The 14,755-nt window shown below is 70.0% G+C and carries 6 protein-coding genes; 2 read left to right on the top strand and 4 right to left on the bottom strand.

Annotated elements, in window-relative coordinates; translation table 11 throughout:
* Positions 1 to 34: 34 nt before the first annotated feature.
* The 3 genes from QZ546_RS11230 to QZ546_RS11220 all read right to left on the bottom strand — a co-directional run bounded on the left by QZ546_RS11230 (position 35) and on the right by QZ546_RS11220 (position 11,351).
* Entirely contained in the window at positions 35 to 8,464 is an 8,430-nt protein-coding gene (locus QZ546_RS11230) for a BapA/Bap/LapF family large adhesin (protein WP_294237294.1), read from the bottom strand.
* A gap of 178 nt (positions 8,465 to 8,642) precedes the next feature.
* Positions 8,643 to 9,983, bottom strand: coding sequence for a glycosyl hydrolase family 28 protein (locus QZ546_RS11225; protein ID WP_294237292.1), 1,341 nt, complete (start codon positions 9,981 to 9,983; stop codon positions 8,643 to 8,645).
* 66 nt (positions 9,984 to 10,049) lie between these two features.
* The gene (locus QZ546_RS11220) at positions 10,050 to 11,351 is read right to left on the bottom strand and encodes a glycoside hydrolase family 27 protein (protein WP_294237450.1); all 1,302 of its coding nucleotides are present in this window, start codon (positions 11,349 to 11,351) and stop codon (positions 10,050 to 10,052) included.
* Between the two features lie 196 nt (positions 11,352 to 11,547).
* Here QZ546_RS11220 and QZ546_RS11215 point away from each other — a divergent pair, with 196 nt between their 5' ends.
* Entirely contained in the window at positions 11,548 to 13,029 is a 1,482-nt protein-coding gene (locus QZ546_RS11215; protein ID WP_294237291.1) for a sensor histidine kinase, read from the top strand.
* Positions 13,030 to 13,297: 268 nt separating this feature from the next.
* On the opposite strand, the gene QZ546_RS11210 is transcribed toward QZ546_RS11215, so the two are convergent.
* Positions 13,298 to 14,326, bottom strand: coding sequence for an SMP-30/gluconolactonase/LRE family protein (locus QZ546_RS11210; RefSeq protein ID WP_367113526.1), 1,029 nt, complete (start codon positions 14,324 to 14,326; stop codon positions 13,298 to 13,300).
* A gap of 161 nt (positions 14,327 to 14,487) precedes the next feature.
* On the opposite strand from QZ546_RS11210, the gene QZ546_RS11205 reads away from it, so the two are divergent.
* Positions 14,488 to 14,733, top strand: a complete 246-nt coding sequence (locus QZ546_RS11205; RefSeq protein WP_294237289.1) for a glutaredoxin domain-containing protein — start codon at positions 14,488 to 14,490, stop codon at positions 14,731 to 14,733.
* Positions 14,734 to 14,755 lie beyond the last annotated feature (22 nt).

Raw genomic sequence — 14,755 nt, 5'->3', positions numbered from 1 at the left:
ATCAACTCCGTTTTCGGATCGTTGCGCAAGATGGTCAGATGGTGTGGAGCATGACGGGCTTTTCATGCTCCGGATCGACGGAAACGGTCAGATAGCCCAGCGGGTCGAGCGGTAGGTCCGGCGTCGCAATGGGATCGGTAACGACCGGATTCGCATGGAGTTCGACATTCGCCGCCAGGCCGGTTCCGGCGCCGGTGTCCGGGCCGAGTGCATCCAGATAGCGGGACAGCACATCCTCGACGCTGCCCTGACCCTCCATCAGCGACAGTGCCAGCCGGGCGTCCGCATGATCCGCCGTGGCGACGGGATGGTCGGCCGCCATCAGCGTCATCGGCACCACATCGGCGTGTAGCGTCACCGCATCATCGGCCGACAAAGCGGTGATCGTCGCGGTCGGGAAGGCGGGGGCAACGCCGTTGTTGGCGATGTCGATCGCGACGTCCAGCCGCGCGGTCGAGACCTGCCCGTCGGGCTGCACGATCTGATAGGTGAAGCTGTCGATCGGATCGGTCGCAGCATAGGCGACCGGCGTCGTCGGCTGATAGGTGTAGCGGCCGACCTCGTCGATGGTCAGCGTGCCGTGCGCGCCGGTCAGCGTCTGTCCGGCATCGCCGACATCGACGAAGCTGCCGCCGACCAGCACCTTGATCCCCAGGAACGGGCTGCCCAGCGTGTCGTTGGCCAGCAATTCGCCGCTGACCGGGGTCGCACCGGTAAAGGTGAACCGGTCGAGATGGGTGACCGTCTCGGCGACATAGACGCTGGTGGTGAAGCTCGCGCCCAAGGGGTTGGTGCTGGTGATCGTGTAGTTATAGGTCCCCGAGGGCAGGCCGTTCATCGTGACGCTGATGCCCGATCCGACCAGTCCGCCGACCCCTGCCAGCGCCGTGCCGGAGGCGGTGCCGACGACCGCGCCCGCCGCATTGGTGACCGTGATCGTATAGCTGGGCAGGACCGACAGGCCCGGTGCGATCGCCGCCGTCAGGGTGACGTTCGACACGCTGTTGGCATCGACGGTGAAGCTGTCGGTGATCCGGGCGGTCTGCGGCCCGGTGAACAGCCCTGCGGTCGGTGTGGGGAAGGTCGTGTCGACCGCCGGCGCGCGGGTCTCCACCTGGTTGACGAAGGTGGCATTCGCCGTCGCGACATCGTTCACCGCGACGGGCGCGCCGGTCACGTCCGGGCTGCCGATCGTGATCGCCAGCGTCGCGCTTTCCCGCTCGCCGTCGCTGGCGTCGAGCAGCGTGTAGGAGAAGCGGTCGACCTTGCCGATCACCGCGGCATCGGCATTGGGCGTGTAGCTGTAGCTGCCATCGCGGTCGATGGTCAGCGTACCCCATTGCCCGATCACCACCGTGTCGTCGGCGGTGATCGCGGTGGTGACGCCGTTCAGCGTGACGCTTTCCACCCGGGTCTGCGGGCTGACCACATCGACCTGGCCGGTGGGGCCGGGATCGGTGATGACATTGCCGATGGTCGCCCCGGCCACGACCTGGCCGATATCGGTGAAGTCGGAATTGACACCCGCGACGCTTAAGCCCCCGAGCAGCCCGATGCCCAGCGTATTGTCGAAGGTGACGAAGGCCCGGTACTGGCCCGGCCCCAGATCGGCATTGGCGACCAGGTTGCCGTTCAGCAGGCGGACCTCCAGCAGCGAGGAATTGCCGCTGCCCTCGACCGCGACCCAGTTGGTGCCGTCCAAACGCTGGACCACCACCGAATAGCCGCTGGCGACGCCCAGCGACAGCGTCGCGTTATAGGTGAAGGTCGCGTCCAAGGTGTGGCCCGGCTGGACCGTGAACTGGACGTTGGGGATGGCCAGCACCTGCGCGTCGAGATTGATGAGGCCGAGCGAGACGAGCGCGGTGTAATTGGCGTTGCCCAGCGTCTCGTTCGTCTGGACCGGCAGCAGGTCGACGGTCGCCGAGGCGGCATTGTCGAAGGCGCTGATGTCGAACGGGGCGGTGATCGATACGGTGGTCGAGGCATTGCCCGCCCCGTCGCGCAAGCCGATATTCAGCGTCTCGCCCGCGACCTGGGGGGGCGTCAGCGTGACCGCATAGATACCGCCGGTTGCCACCGTGCCGGTGCCGATGACGGTGCCCGCCGCATTGCGGACCTCCACGCTCGCGCCGACCTCTCCGGTGCCGGTCACGATCGTGCCGGTGGCGTTGATCGCGGCGGTCGGCGGGGCGGGCGGCGTGATGTCCGGGGCACTTAGCGGCGTCGGGGCCGATATGTTGCCCGCCGCATCGACCTGGGTCACGGTCAGCGCCTGGCCATTGGCCTGCGGCGTGGTCAGCGTCGCGCTATAGCCGCCGTCGCTGCCGACGACTGCGCTGCCGACCTGCTGCCCCAGCGGATCGAGGATGCGCACCGTGGCACCCGCTTCGCCGGTGCCGGTGACGACCGTGCCCGTCCCGTTGACCAGCGCGACCGGCGCGGCGGGCGGGGTAATGTCGGGGGCGGTCAGCGGGCTGGGCGGCGAGGCGTTCCCGGCCGCGTCGGCCTGAATGACGGTGAGCGCCTGGCCATTGGCCTGGGCGGTCGTCAGCGTGACCGCATAGCTGCCATTGGCGGCCACGGTCGCGGTGCCGATCGCATTGCCCAGCGCATCGCGCACGGTGACGGTCGCGCCCGCCTCTCCGGTGCCGCTGACCAGCGTACCGACGCCGTTGATGGCGGCGGTCAGGCCGGTCGGCGCGGTGATGTCGGGCGCGGTCGCCTGCGCGACGGCCGATACATTGCCCGCCGCATCGGCCTGGGTCAGCGTCAGCGCCTGTCCATTGGCCTGGGCGGGCGTGAGCGGCGCGGTGAAAATGCCGTCCGCACCGACCAGCGCGCTACCGATCACCGCGCCGCCGGGGTCGCGAATGGTGACGGTCGCGCCGACCTCGCCGGTGCCGCTCAGGCTGGTGCCGTCGCCCGCGACCAGCCCGGTGGGGGCGAGCGGGGCGGTCAGGTCGGGCGCGGTCAGCGGGGCGGCGGGGGATGTGTTGCCCGCCACGTCCGCCTGCACCACGCTCAGCGCCTGGCCGTTGATCTGGGCGGTCGGCAGGACCACGGCATAGCTGCCGCCGGCGCCGACCGTCGCGCTGCCCAGTTGCGTACCGCTTGCGTCGAGCACGCGGACGGTTGCGCCGACCTCACCCGTGCCGCTGACCACCGTGCCGGTGGCGTCGATCGTCGCCGCCGGAAGGGCGGGCGGCGTCAGGTCGGGCGCGGTCGCGGTGGCGGGGGGCGAGACATCGCCCTCCGCATCGGTCTGGGTCACGCGCACGATCTCGCCGTTGCGCTGCGGCGTGGTCAGGGTCGCGGTGTAGCTGCCGTCCCCCGCGACGATGCCGGTGCCGATGATCGTACCGTCCGCATCGCGCACGGTGATCGCGGTCCCCGCCTGGCCGGTGCCGCTGACGCTCGCGCCATCGGCGGCGACGGTCGCGGTCGGGGCGAGGGGCGTGTCGTTGGGGATCAGGTCGGGCGCGGTCGCATTGCCGGGGGCCGAGACGTTGCCCGCCGCATCGGCCTGGGTCAGCGTCAGGATCTGGCCGTTGGTCAGCGGCGGCGACAGGGTCACGCCGAAGCTGCCATCCGCACCGACGGGCACGGTCGCGAGGACCAGGCCGACCGGGTCGGTCACGGTGACGACCGCACCGACCTCGCCCGTGCCGGTCAGGGTCGCGCCGTCGCCGGACACGCTGCCCAGCGGGGCGGCAGGCGGCGTGCGGTCGAGCGCGACGATGCTGGTCGCGGGCGATCCGTTGCCCGCCGCATCCGCCTGCGTCACGCTGAGCACCTGGCTGTCGAGCTGCGCGGCGGACAGCGTCACGGCATAGCCGCCCTGCGTGCCGACCAGAGCGCTGCCCAGCACTGCACCGTTCGCGTCGCGCACGGTGACGGTCGCACCCGCTTCTCCCGTACCCGACACGATCGTGCCAGTCGCATCCAGCGCCGCGATGGGGGCCACCGGAGGCGTGATGTCGGGCGCGAAGACCGTCACCACCGGCGAGACATTGCCGGCCGCGTCGGTCAGCGTCGCGGTCACCGTCCCGCCATTGGCCTGGGCCGGGGTCAGAGGCACGGCGAAACGGCCGTCCGCCTCCACCACGCCGGTCCCGATCACGGTGCCGCCCGCGTCACGCAGCGTCACGGTCGCGCCGACCTCGCCGGTGCCGATGGCATTGGCGCCCGTCGCGTCGAGGGCGATCAGCGGCGCGGCGGGCGGCGTGATGTCGGGCGCTATGGCCGGGCTGGGCGCGGAGACGTTCCCGGCGGCATCGGCCTGGGTCGCCTGAAGCACCTCGCCATTCACCTGCGCCGTGGTGAGCGTCACCGCATAGGCGCCGGTCGCGCCCGCGGTGCCGGTGCCGATCACCTGACCCGAGGGATCGCGGATCGTCACGGTCGCGCCCGCTTCCGCCTGGCCGCTGACGATCGTGCCGTCGCCGCTGATCGCGGCGGTCAGGCCCGTGGGCGCCGTGATGTCCGGCGCGGTCAGCGACGTGCTGGCCGAGACGTTGCCGCCGCGATCGGCCTGGTCGAGGGACAGCACCTCGCCATTGGCCTGGGGCGGGGTCAGCGTGGCGGCATAGCTGCCATTCGCGTCGACCTGCGCGCTGCCGATCACGACGCCGCCGGGACCGCGCACCGTCACGGTGGCGAAGGGCTCGCCGGTCCCGCTCACCACGCTACCGTCGACGGAGATGGTCGCGACCGGCGCATCGGGCGCGGTGACGTCCGGCGCGGCAACGATGCTGGGTGGCGAGACATTGCCCGCCGCATCGCTCTGGTCGGCGGAGAGGATCTGGCCATTGGTCTGCGGCGTGGCCAGCGTCACCACGAACAGGCCATCGCTGCCGACGACCGCGCTGCCCAGCGTCGTGCCGCCCGCATCGACGACCCGCACCGTCGCGCCGGGCTCGCCATTGCCATAGACCGAGGCGCCGTCGCTCGACAGCGTCGCGATGGGCGCGTCGGGCGCGGTCGTATCGGGCGCGGTCACCGTGATCGCCGGCGAGACATTGCCCGCCGCGTCCGTCTGGCTGACGATCAGCGTCTCGCCATTCGCCTGTGGCGTGGCGAGGGGTGCGGTGAAGGCGCCTTGCGGATCGACCGTCGCGCGGCCGATGACGGTGCCTGCGGCGTCGCGTATCTCGACCGTCGCGCCGGGCTCGCCGGTGCCGGACAGGCTCGTTCCGCCCGGCGCCAGCGTAGCGGTCGGTGCAGCGGGCGCGACCAGATCGGGCGTCACCGTCGCGGTGGCGGGCGAGACATTGCCAGCCGCATCGCTCTGTACCACCGACAGCGTCTGGCCGTTCGCGATGCCGCCGGGTAGCGCGACGCTGAAACCGCCGTCGCTGCCCACCGTGGCGGTACCGACCGGCTGGCCCGCCGCGTCCCGAACCGTCACGGTTGCGCCGACCTCGCCCGAGCCAATCAGGCTGGTCCCATCCGCGCTGACCGTCGCCAGGGGCGCGGCAGGCGGCGTGATGTCGGGCGCCGTCACGCTGGTCGCGGGCGAAGTGTTACCGGCCGGGTCGCTCTGGCTGACGCTCAGCGTGCCGCCATTGGCCTGAGGCGAGCTGAGCGGGACGGAGTAGTTGCCATCCGTCCCGACGGTGGCAGTGCCAAGTGGTTGGCCGGTAGCGTCGCGGACCGTGACGGTCGCGCCGGGCTCGCCGGTGCCGGTGATGCTGGTGCCATCGGCCGCGATGGTCGCGGTCGGTGCAGCAGGTGCGGTCGTATCACGCGCCGTCACGGTGGTGGCGGGCGAGATGTTCCCAGCCGAATCGCTCTGCGAAACGGTCAAGGTGCCGCCGTTCGCCTGCGGCGAGGTTAGCGGAACGGAGTAGCTGCCGTCCGATCCGACGGTCGCGGTACCAAGCGGCTGGCCGATGGCGTCGCGAACCGTGACGGTTGCGCCGGGCTCGCCGGTGCCGGTGATGCTGGTGCCATCGGCCGCGATTGTCGCGGTAGGCGCAGCAGGTGCGGTCGTATCAGGCGCCGTCACGGTGGTGGCGGGCGAGGCGTTACCGGCAGGGTCGCTCTGCGAAACGCTCAGCGTACCGCCGTTCGCCTGAGGCGAGGCCAGCGGAACGGAGTAGCTGCCGTCCGTCCCAACGGTTGCGCTGCCAAGTGGCTGGCCGGTGGCGTCGCGGACCGTGACGGTTGCGCCGGGCTCGCCGGTGCCGGAGACGCTGGTGCCATCGGCCGCGATGGTCGCGGTCGGCGCAGCAGGTGCGGTCGTATCCGGAGCCGTCACAGTGGTGGCGGGCGAGATGTTTCCGGCCGGATCGCTCTGCGAAACGGTCAAGGTACCGCCGTTCGCCTGAGGCGAGGCCAGCGAAACGGAGTAGCTGCCGTCGGTTCCGACGGTCGCGGTACCAAGCGGCTGGCCGGTGGCGTCGCGAACCGTGACGGTTGCGCCGGGCTCGCCGGTGCCGGTGATGCTGGTGCCATCGGCTGCGATGGTCGCAGTCGGCGCAGCAGGTGCGGTCGTATCAGGAGCCGTCACGGTCGTGGCGGGCGAGGCGTTGCCGGCAGGATCGCTCTGGCTGACGCTCAGCGTGCCGCCGTTCGCCTGAGGCGAGGTCAGCGGGACAGAGTAGCTCCCGTTGGTCCCGACGGTCGCGGTACCGAGCGGCTGGCCGGCGGCGTCGCGAACCGTGACGGTTGCGCCGGGCTCGCCGGTGCCGCTGACGCTGGTGCCATCGGCTGCGATGGTCGCAGTCGGCGCAGCAGGTGCCGTCGTATCGGGTGCCGTCACGGTGGTGGTGGGCGAGGCGTTACCGGCAGGGTCGCTCTGGCTGACGCTCAGCGTGCCGCCATTGGCCTGCGGCGAGGTCAGCGGGACGGAGTAGCTGCCGTCGGTCCCGACGGTCGCGGTACCGAGCAGTTGGCCGGTGGTGTCGCGAACCGTGACGGTCGCGCCGGGTTCGCCGGTGCCGGTGATCGTGGCGCCATCGGCCGCGATGGTCGCGGTCGGCGCAGCGGGTGCGGTCGTATCGGGCGCCGTCACGGTGGTGGTGGGCGAGATGTTCCCGGCCGGATCGCTCTGCGAAACGGTTAAGGTACCGCCATTGGCTTGGGGCGACGTCAGCGGGACGGTATAATTCCCGTCGGTCCCGACGGTCGCGGTGCCGAGTGCTTGGCCGGTTGCGTCGCGGACCGTGACGGTCGCGCCGGGCTCGCCGGTGCCGGTGATGCTGGCGCCGTCGGCCGCAATCGTCGCGGTCGGTGCATCGGGGGCGGTCATGTCCGGCGTGGTCAGACTCATCGGGGGCGATGCGTTGCCCGCCGGGTCGCTCTGCGAGACGATCAGTGTCCCGCCATCGGTCTGTGGGGTGGTCAGCGACAGCGTGTAGGTGCCGCCCGCGCCGACGATCGCGGTGCCGAGCGACTGACCGGTGGCGTCGCGCACGGTGACGGTCGCGCCCGGCTCGCCGGTGCCGGTGATGCCGGTGCCATCGCCCGTGATCGTTGCGGTCGGGGCGGCGGGGGGCGTGATGTCCGGGGCGGTCAGCGTGATGGCGGGCGATATGTTGCCCGCCGGATCGCTTTGGGTGACGGTCAGGGTGCCGCCATTGGCTTGGGGCGTGGTCAGCGACAGGGTGTAGGTCCCGCCCGCGCCGACGATTGAGGTCCCGAGCGACTGACCGGTGGCGTCGCGCACGGTGACGGTCGCGCCGGGCTCGCCGGTGCCGGTGATCGTCGTGCCCTGTTCGTTCAGGGTCGCGACCGGGGCGGCGGGGGGCGTGATGTCCGGCGCGGTCGCGGTGGCGGCGGGGGAGACGTTGCCGGCCGCATCGGTCTGGGTCACCGTCACCGGCTGGCCATTGGCCTGGGGCGGGTTGACCGGTACGGTGAAGCGGCCATCGGCGCCGACCGTGCCGGTGCCGATCACATTGCCCGCGGGATCGGTCACGCGCACCGTGGCTCCGGCCTCGCCGGTCCCGCTGACGCTCTCGCCCCGCGCGGTGAAGCTGGCGGTAGGCTGCGCAGGAGGCTGGGTATCGGCGGTGGCGTCGGGCGTCCGGTCCTTGCCGCCACCGCCCGACACCGCCGCGACCAGGCCGCCCACGCCCGCAACGCCCAGCACGGCGGGCAGGATGAAGCCCGACGCGCCGCCATCGCCATGCCCTGCGCCGATCAGTTCGTCGATATCGCTCAGCGGCGTGAAACGTCCCGTCCCGCTGGCGGCGGGATGGGCCAGCCACTGGCCGCCGCGATCGTCGCGCAGCACCAGGTCGCTCACCATGCCCTGCTGCGTGGCGTAGAAATGGTCGATGCGGATCGTCTGTCCATCGGTCAGGCGCAGGATCAGGTCGTCGCCCTGCCGCTCCATCGCGGCGACCCGGGACCGGTCGAGGTCGAGCCGCACGACGCTGGGTACGGTGAGTTCGATGACGTCACCGCTGGCGGTGGTGGTGGTGCCGGTCGCTTTGGCGATGATCTCGGTCTGCATGGCCTGTTCCTCCCGTTCGCATGTCGACATGGACCCGGCGCAGGGCCGGGCGGGAGGGCGCGCATGGTTGTCCGCACGCACGCGCATGACCTCCTCTTTGCGAAGGACAAAACCCGGCACGACCCGCGAGCGATGCTGAAATTCCGATTTCGGAACTGATTGAGATGGTTAACGAAAATTAATCGCGGGTGGCCGGGGCGGGGGAATCGCCATCGGGAAAGGGCATCCAGCGGGCGGCGCAGTCCCCGGGCGCCGCGGGCGCTGGCGGCACGGTCAGGCCCGGCGGGACGGGCGAAACGCCGCCGGGCCCCGCCGACAGCAGGGCGTTGTCGATCTGCCACCGGGCGCTCCGGTCGAAATGCACCCCGTCCAGCGTCACCTGCATCGGATGGGCGGGATCGTGCCCGCGCAGCACCAGCGTGCCGCCGGCGCCACTCACGTCGTGCAGCGTGATGTCGCGGTACACCGGGATCGCCATGCCGATCGCTCCGGCATCATAGCGCGTGTCGAAGTCGATCGGCCGCTGATTGTCGCGCAGGCAGACGCCCTCATAGCGTACCCGCGTCACCAGCCCGCCCCGGCTGGCGTCGCTCTTGATGCGAAGGCCGGAGGTCGTGCCGTCCAGCGTCACGTCGCGGACCAATATGTCGCTGACCCCGGCATTGGTCTCGCTGCCGATCGAGACGCCGTGGCCGGAATAGAAATGATCGTCGAGGATCGAGACGTACCGCGTGGGGCCATGCCCCGCCTTGATCGCGATATCGTCGTCGCCGGTCCGGATGAAGCTGTGCGCGATCGTCACGTCCTGCGACGCGCCGGGATCGACGCCATCGGTATTGCGCGCATCGGCGGGCGTATCGATCCGGATGCCCCAGATGGTCGCGCCGCGCACACCGTCAAGTACGAGATGGAAGTTGGGCGCGTCGTGCAGCGTCACGCGGTAGAAGACCAGGTCGCGCGCATCGGTGGCCTCGATCAGCCGCGGGTTGTTCTGCTTACCGCCCTCGCGCTGGGCCCGGCGGGCGCGTTGCCACCAGCTTTCGTCGAGCCCCGCCAGCTTCGCGCCGCCCGCACCGTCGATCATGCCTTCGCCGACGATGCCGCCGCCGCGCGTGCCGGTAAAGGAGAGGAAGGGCAGGCAGCCATTGCCCTTGGCCGCGATCGTGCCGCACAGACCCTGTCCCCGGTCATAGGCGCGCGGGTCGGGCACCGCCGTCAGGACCGCGCCGCGATCGAGCCACAGGGTCACGCCCGACTTCATCCGCAACGGCCCGCTGACGAAGCGTCCCGCACCGGTCAGGCGCACGGCACCGCCGGGTGCGCAATGGTCGATCGCCGACTGAAGCCGCCGCATCTCCCTGGGCCAGTCCTGGCCATCGGGGGCCAGGCTGGTGCAGACCCGATCGGGTAGGCCGGGTTCCTGGACCACCCGCCGGTCCTGCGCGCTCGCCGGGACGGCCGCCAGCATGAGCAGCGGCAGGATGGTGGCGCAGAGCCGAGAGGGCAGGGCTTCGTTCATGCCCGCCAACCTGCCATGACCGCCCCCAACGCGGCATGGCCGGTTGAGGACGGTTCGTTCATGCCGTCACGTAGCGAGGCGGTAGAGCCCCGATCCATGCGGCGGCAGCGTCTGTCCGAACCGGTCCCGCGCGCGGCCCAGGCTCTGGCCCGCCCACAGGTCGACGACCTCGACCGCGCCCGACAGGCCGAGCTGCGACAGGGCGATCCCCACCGCCTTGGGCTTGTCGGTGGTGTTGAACAGCGCGAGATAGCGGTCGGCGGGCGCACCTTCGGGGCTGGCGGACCAGATGCGGGTGCCGTCCTCGACGAAATGCGGCCGATTGTCGGTCGAGGCCTGATTGACCGCCAGTACCGCGCGATTGGTCAGCAGCGCCAGCGTGGGTGCGTCGAGATGGCGCAGGTCGCCGCCCATGATCAGCGGCGACCGCGCGATCGACCAGAGCGTCATCAGCGTGCGCTGCTCGTCGGGCGTAAACTTGGTATCGCGCTTGCCGAGCGCCAGTCGCCCGAGCGGCAGCATATCGGCGTCGGGCCAGGAGCCCGGCCCGCGATAGGGCGTCCAGTTTTCCAGCCGGGTGAACTGTGCCTCCAGCATGGCCCATTCGTCCCAGAAATCGTCCGAGATCCGCCACATCTGCGCAAAGCGGCGGACATGGGGCCCGCGCAGCACCGGCGTTTCGCCCGGCGACAGGCTGAGGGTGATCGGGCGGCCGCAGGCGCCGATCGCCTTGTGCGCCGCCTCGATCTCGGGCGCATGAGCGTCATAGGGGCGGCTCATATCGTCCATCTTGACGAAATCGACGCCCCAGGACGCATAGAGCCGGAAGACGCTGTCATAATAGGCCTGGGCACCGGGCCTGGTCATGTCGACGCCGTACATGTCCGGATTCCAGGGGCAGATGCTGGTGATGTCCGCAATGTCGGCGGCGCGGTAGCGGGTGCCCAGGATCGGCAGGTTGCGCTTCACCGCCAGCCGGGGAATGCCGCGCATCAGGTGGATGCCGAACGTCATGCCCATGGCGTGCACATCGGCGGCGAGCCTAATGAAGCCCGACCCATCGGCGCTGGAGGGAAAGCGGTTGGGCGCGGGGATCAGTCGGCCATAGCCGTCCATCGCGGGTACCGGCGCGGCGTTATAGGTATAGCTGGACGCGTCGGGCTCATACCATTGGATGTCGACGGTGAAGACGTTGTACCCAAAGGGCAGCAGCTTGTCGCGCATGATGGCGGCGGTTTCGCGCGCCTGGGCCTCGGTGATGGTGGTGGCGAAGCTGTTCCAGCTGTTCCAGCCCATCGGCGGACGTGGCGCCAGCATGGCGGTCTGTCCCGCCGCCGCACCGACCGGCATCGCCTGCGCCCCCAGCATCGCGCCACCGGTCAGCGCCGCGCCGGCGAGCGCCTGGCGGCGATTGATTCCGCCCTTATCGTCCGTCATCCTCCACTCCCTTGGTCTGTCTTATATTAGTCGTACAATTGTAGACGCTGAGCGGGATCGGGCAAGCCGGGCGATAGGGGGATGCCGGGGATTGCGATCGGCACCGGAGCGGATAGGGGCACGGGAGATGCAGAACGCCGAAGACGAAGATCAGCAGCGCGCCAGCGCCGTCGAATTGCAGGCCAGCCACGCGCTGTTGCAGGCCACCATGGACGCGTCGACCGACATGATCCAGGTGTTCGTCGCGATCCGTGACGCGGCGGGCCGGATCGTCGACTTCCGCTGGGTGCTGAACAACCACACTTCGGCAAGCAAATATGGCGAGGTGCGCGGCGAGAGCCTGTTGCAGCGCAATCCCGGCGTCGTGCAGGAGGGTATTTTCGACGCCTTTTGCCGCGTGACCGAAACCGGCGTGCCCGAACAGGCCGAGCATCATTATACCCATGAACAGTTTGACGGCTGGTTCTATCAGACGGTCGTCAAGCTGGGCGACGGGGTTGCGACGACGACCCGCGACATCTCCGAGTGGAAGGCGACGCAGGCGGAGATCCTGCGGCTTCGCGAAGAGGTGGTGCAGGTCAAGCTGGCCGATACCGAAAGCCAGCTGGCGGCGATCTTCGCAACCGCGCCGGTCGGGCTGTCGGTCATCACCCCGGACGGACGCTTCCTGCGGGTCAACGACGAACTCTGCCGGATCCTGGGCCGCCCGGCCGAAGAGCTGCTGCGCTCCAGCGTCGCCGACGTCACGCACCCGGACGATATTCCGCCCAGCCTGGTCGCGATCGAGCAGGCGGTCGCGACGGGGCGCCCCAGCACGCTCGACAAACGCTATTTCGCGCCCGATGGCGCGCAGGTGTGGGCGAGCAGCACCATCTCGCTGCTGCCGCCGGTCGGCGGGCAGGGCAATCGGTTCCTGGTCGTCACCGCCGACCTGACCGAGCGGCACAAGGCCGAGGCGGCGTTGCGCCGGAGCGAGGCATCGCAACGCGTGCTGATCGCCGAATTGCAGCACCGGACCAGCAACCTGATGGGCGTGGTCCGCTCGATCGCCGACCATACGGCGCGCGGCACGGACGATCTGGCCGATTTCCTGGTGCAGTTCGACGACCGCATGGCAGCGCTGTCGCGCGTGCAGGGGCTGTTGTCGCGGTTGAACGATCAGGACCGGGTGCCGTTCGAGGACCTGATCCAGGCCGAATTGACGGCGATGGGCGGTGACGTGGAGCGGGTGACGCTGAATGGTCCCGCGGGCGTGCGCCTTCGGTCTTCGACGGTCCACACGCTGGCGATGGCGATCCATGAACTGGCGACGAACGCCATCAAATATGGCGCGCTGGGCCAGCCCGACGGGCGGCTGTCGATCCTGTGGTGCCTGGATCCGGTCGGGGGAGACGGCAAGCCCTGGTTGCATATCGACTGGCGCGAAAGCGGCGTCGCGATGCCGCCGCGGGAGGCGGAGCGGCAGCGCAGCGGGCAGGGGCGCGAGCTTATCGAGCGGGCGCTGCCCTATCAGCTGAACGCGCGGACCACCTATGCCTTGGGACCGGACGGGGTGCACTGCACGATCGCCATTCCCGTGTCCGCCAGCACGGTGGAGGGCCCGATCTAAGGCGCGTCGACAGTCAGCTATGCCTATTCGTCCCTCGCCCCTCGCAGAGGGGAGAGGGTTGCGCAGACTTGGTCTTTGCGTAGCAAAGGCTTAGTCGGAGCTGGGTGAGGGGTGGGCGCTCGTCAGAGCGAGCGCGCGAGCCGGAGGCTCGCTCGACCCCTCACCCAAGCTGCGCTAGCCAGCACGCTGGCAAGCTTCGCTAACCCTCTCCCCTGTCCAGGGGAGAGGGAAAGGAAATATATCATGAACGTCGATCCGGGCTAGCCGATCAACCCTGCCAGCCTAGGCGGAGGGCGATGCGGAGGATTCGGTCATTGGCCGCCATGAACAGCGCGCGGCCGCCTTCGCCGAAGGCGCAGTTGGCGATCGGCGTGCCCTGTTCGATCAGGCCAAGCGGCTCCGCCTCGGATGTCATCAGCATCATGCCGCCCGGCACCGAACAGACGAGCGTGCCGTCGCGCGCGACCTTCATGCCGTCGGGCAGTCCCGCGCCGCCCGCCGCCAGCATCGCCTTGGCGTCGAGCAGCACATGCCGCCCGCTCACGCCTCCCCGCTGATCGACGTCATAGACCATGATCCGGGGCGCCGCCTCGTCGGATACCGAGACGTAGAGTTGCCGCTCGTCGGGCGACATCGCGATGCCGTTGGGGCGGGTCAGCCCGCCGTCGATCAGGTCGATCCGGCCATCGGGGCGACGGCGATAGACGCCGTTGACCGGCTGTTCCTTCAGCGGCGAGGAATCGCCGTCCTGAAAGCCGTAAGGCGGGTCGGTGAACCAGATCGCCCCGTCGCGCGCGACATGCAGGTCGTTGGGGCTGCTGAAGCGCTTGCCCGCATAGCGATCGGCCAGCACGGTGCGGCGCCCCGTCGCGAGATCGACCCGGTCGATGCTTCCGCCGCCGCTATTGGCGATCAGCAATGCGCCGTCCCGGTCGAGCGTCAGGCCGTTGGCGCCGGGCTCGCGAACGAGCCGGGGATCGGTGTTCGCCGCGCCCGAGGGGTTCAGCGCGACCGACACGCCCCGTCCGCGCTGCCAGCGGCGCACGATATTCGCGGGCGGATCGGAAAACAGGAGATAATCCCCGCGCGGCACCCAGACCGGTCCTTCCGCCCAGCGAATGCCGGTCGCGATCACCTCCGGCTCGGTGCCTGGCGCGATCATCCGGTCGAGCCGGGGCGACAGGCGACGCAGGCGCGGCGTGGTCTCCGCCGCGACCTCCGGGGCGGCCATGAGCGCGAGACCGGCGGCGAGGACGGAGCGGCGGGTGGTCGTCATGCGCGCGATGATGTCACGCAAGTCCGTGCAACGTAAGAGAAGATCTTTGCGTCACTTCGCCTCGTCCGTTCCCGCCATGCCCCGGCTTAGCATTTGCCGGAGTTCTGCGTTTGGCCAGCGTCGGTCGTGGAACCCTTTGCGCCGATCGACGCTCCGACCAACAGGCGAAAAGGGAGACGAGAATGGCAGAGCAAAAGACGGCAATCCTCTATCGGATGGTCCTGCCGGAGCATACATGCCCGTTCGGCGTCCGCGCGAAGCAGATGCTGGAGGCGGCGGGCTTTACGGTCGACGACCGCATCCTGGCGTCGCGCGACGAGGTCGAGGCGTTCAAGGCGGAACAGGGCGTCGCGACCACGCCGCAGATTTTCATCGACGATGCGCGGATCGGTGGCAGCGACGAGCTGGAACGCTATCTGGCCGCGTGATCCGGGGCGGGGTGCCGCCGCT

Origin of the sequence: uncultured Sphingomonas sp. (genome assembly GCF_913062585.1) — a bacterium.
GTDB lineage: Bacteria > Pseudomonadota > Alphaproteobacteria > Sphingomonadales > Sphingomonadaceae > Sphingomonas.
Note: the sequence above shows the minus strand (reverse complement) of the source record. Positions and strands in the feature narration are given on the sequence as shown.

What these genes read in the sequence shown, in the direction of transcription:
- QZ546_RS11230 (WP_294237294.1), bottom strand. Translation starts at nt 8,464, where the DNA reads ATGCAGACCGAGATCATCGCCAAAGCGACCGGCACCACCACCACCGCC.
- QZ546_RS11225 (WP_294237292.1), bottom strand. Translation starts at nt 9,983, where the DNA reads ATGAACGAAGCCCTGCCCTCTCGGCTCTGCGCCACCATCCTGCCGCTG.
- QZ546_RS11220 (WP_294237450.1), bottom strand. Translation starts at nt 11,351, where the DNA reads ATGCTGGGGGCGCAGGCGATGCCGGTCGGTGCGGCGGCGGGACAGACC.
- QZ546_RS11215 (WP_294237291.1), top strand. Translation starts at nt 11,548, where the DNA reads ATGCAGAACGCCGAAGACGAAGATCAGCAGCGCGCCAGCGCCGTCGAA.
- QZ546_RS11205 (WP_294237289.1), top strand. Translation starts at nt 14,488, where the DNA reads ATGGCAGAGCAAAAGACGGCAATCCTCTATCGGATGGTCCTGCCGGAG.